General features: G+C 69.1%; 3 protein-coding genes and 1 pseudogene. All 4 read right to left on the reverse strand.

Annotated elements, in window-relative coordinates:
* A pseudogene (locus AB0J86_RS33410) lies at positions 1-1,269 on the reverse strand (hypothetical protein); the annotation flags it as partial.
* Positions 1,270-1,366: 97 nt separating this feature from the next.
* Positions 1,367-1,714, reverse strand: a complete 348-nt coding sequence (locus AB0J86_RS33415) for a hypothetical protein (protein WP_363861676.1) — start codon at positions 1,712-1,714, stop codon at positions 1,367-1,369.
* Complete coding sequence (locus AB0J86_RS33420) at positions 1,711-2,139, reverse strand: YbaB/EbfC family nucleoid-associated protein (protein ID WP_363861677.1); 429 nt, start codon at positions 2,137-2,139, stop codon at positions 1,711-1,713. The genes AB0J86_RS33415 and AB0J86_RS33420 overlap by 4 nt, the downstream gene beginning before the upstream one ends.
* A gap of 36 nt (positions 2,140-2,175) precedes the next feature.
* Positions 2,176-2,808, reverse strand: coding sequence for a hypothetical protein (locus tag AB0J86_RS33425; RefSeq protein ID WP_363861678.1), 633 nt, complete (start codon positions 2,806-2,808; stop codon positions 2,176-2,178).
* Between the last annotated feature and the right edge of the window lie 83 nt (positions 2,809-2,891).

Here is a 2,891-nt window from a genome sequence, read left to right on the forward strand (position 1 = left end):
GCTCGCGGCCCCCGTCGGGCCGCCCCCCCCCGGCCGGTCGCCCGCGCCGGGGGGGGGGGGGGGTGTTTGGGGGGCGCGCCCCCCCCCCCCCCCCCCCCCGCCCGCCGCCCCCCCCCCGCCGGGCACACCGTTCACCGCCACCGGCCCACGGCCACCGTTGGTGCCCGTGCTGGGGCCGGTGACGGTCACGCCCGCCGCACCCGGCACCGGTGCCGGTTCCACCTCCACGATCGACGCCCCGGTGCCCACCTCGGGCGGCGTACCGTCACCCGAAACCGTGGTCTCCGAGGACCCACCACCAGCGGCCTTCTCCGCCCCCGGACCCGAAACCAGCGTCTTCACCTTGTCCGCCGCCTTCGCCCCCGCCTCGGCAACCGCGTCGAACGCCATCGAGGACACGAAGGTCACCCCCGCGGCCCCCGCCGTCCACTCCCCGCCGGCGGCTACGGTCACCACTCCCTCGACCGGTACCTCCACACCGGCGCTGACGGCCGACTCGCCCGCCTCCTCCACACCCTCGACGAGCACCCGGGCGGGCGTCGACCCCTTCGCCAGTTCAGCGCCGACCTTGTCGATACCCGCCGACTTCGCCGCCTTGCCGAATCCCGCCTGAGCGGCAGGCCCGAAGACACCCATGAGCCCTCCGGCCATCGCCCCCGCGCCGGTCGACTTCCCCACATCCTTCACGTCGACCTTGCCCGGCTTGTAGCCCTTCTTCACCGCCGCGAGCTCACCCGCCAACGCCGAGATGAGCTCCTGCATCGCCTCCTCGGCCGCCTCCCGCGCCAACAGCGCCGACCGCGCCGCCACCTGCTGCAAGAACACGCGCAGCAGCGCCCGATTCGCCGGCGCCTGCGCCCAGAACTTCACCCACGGAATCGGGTTGTACCAAAACACCTGCGCCGCGAACAGCAACTCCACCAACAACAAGGCCGCCGACGTTATGGCCGTAACCTTCGTCGAGAACGTCATACCGGCGGCGACATGATGCTGCCAACCCACCGCACTCGTGTAATCGCCGCCCTTACCCAGAACACCCAGGAGGCTCTCCGACGACTCCACGAACTTCCGCTGGGCCTTGCCCGCGGAATTACCCTTGATCTTGTTCACACCCGCCTTGTACGACTTCTCCGCCGCACCGTACTCCCGCACCAGATCCGCCAGCCCCTCCGCCATCCGCAGGAGCTTGTCCTCGTCCAGGCCCGGGAACTCCATACCCACAAACCACAGAAAGAACTTCGCGAGAGGATCAGGCGCCTGAATACCCATTACTAACCAACCTCCCGCGAACCCTCAAAGACCAGAAACAACGGCGGGGCCACCCGCACGAAACGGCATGGCCCCGCACATCCACCATCGGAACTACCTAAACGCCCCGACCCGAGTTCGTCCCCGAAGGCATCTGGCGAGCCAGGCTGTCGGCGACCTCAGCGGCGTTCTGCAGGATCGTGCCCATTTTCGTGACGGCGTCACCCTTGCCCTCACTGACGTCCTCCAGACCGCGATACAGAATGTCGAGCAGATCTCGCAACTTGGCCAGCCCGTCATTCATCTTCTTGTCGAAGTCACCCCGTATCTCGCCCATCGGGACAGAGGACAACACAAGGCTGTCGTAGATGTTCCTGAGCGCCGCCACCCGCTCCTTGAAATCCGCGAACGCCTTGCCAGTCAGCTCGTCCGGCCTCGCGGCGACACGATCCGAGGCGCCACTCACGACAGTCCCCCAGTCGGCGGCGTCGATCGCGTATTCGGAAACATCTCGTTGGCCGCACTCACCGCTTCGTTCAAGATCTCGTCCACATCGACCGCGTTCTGGAGAAAGTCCGCCGCCATACCCGACGGCAACAGCGTCTCGAGAAACTCGTTCATGCTCGCGCGGGCCTGATTTCGCGCGGACGTGATCGTCTCCACCAGAAGACTGCTCAACTCGGCCGGAGCCATCTTGCGATAGGAACTCGTCGGGAACTTCACGTCCGTCAGGTCGCCCCGACCGTCCACCGTGACGACGAGCGTGCGGTTCTTCGCGGTGACGGTCGTCTGGGACTCCGCCACCATCTCCTCGAACTCGGTGACGACGCGCTTCTGTTCCTCGAATGCCGCGAACGTCTGTTCCAGCATCCCGTGCACGGGACCCGTCACGGACAACCTCCTTCTTCGACAGTCACGACTGGCTCACTACGCGCGCCCGCTCTGGCGCCCGGTACCGCGCGCCGGGCCGCGTGGCACGGACGGGCTCTGCGGCACGGTCGGGTAGTCGCGGTCGGTACCGAAATCGTCAGCGGTGTCGTCGCGACCGATCACCGAAGGCGCCAGGTCCGGTTCCGTACCCCAGACCTCCTCCTCCTCGGCCAGCCACGTCTTCCGCTCGCGGTCCTTCTCCTGCTGCTCCCCGCCCCCGGCGCCACCACCCATGCCGCCGCCCATCATCGGCGGGGGGAAGCCGCCGAGTCCGGCCATCGGACCCGCCGGACCCGCCGCACCGGTGGCCAGGGCACCGCCCGCGGCGCCCGCCGCCAGCCCGGACAGTCCCAGACCGCCGGCGCCGTCGTTCTGGCTCCAACCTCCACCGGCCGCGCCGTCGCCCCCGCCGCCCGCCGGCATCGGCGCCGGGCCCAGCGGGCCGATCTGCATGGCGTTGCCCGGCGCACCGGAATTCCCGCTCGATTGCCAGTTGCCGCCGGTCCAGCCCTCGCCGAAGTCCGCGCCGCCCGGGGCACCACCGAAGAAGTCGTTGCCGGGTCCGGACCCGGCGCCCGACAGCCCTGGCAGGTCGCCGACACCGGACGAACCACCAACCAAGCCCGGCAACGAACCATCGGAACCCGATGACCCACCCGCAAAGCCCGGCAACGGCACATCCGAACCCGACGACCCACCAACCAGACCCGGCA

The organism is Micromonospora sp. NPDC049559 (assembly GCF_040676675.1).
In the GTDB taxonomy this organism is placed as follows: Bacteria; Actinomycetota; Actinomycetes; order Mycobacteriales; family Micromonosporaceae; genus JBFAPK01.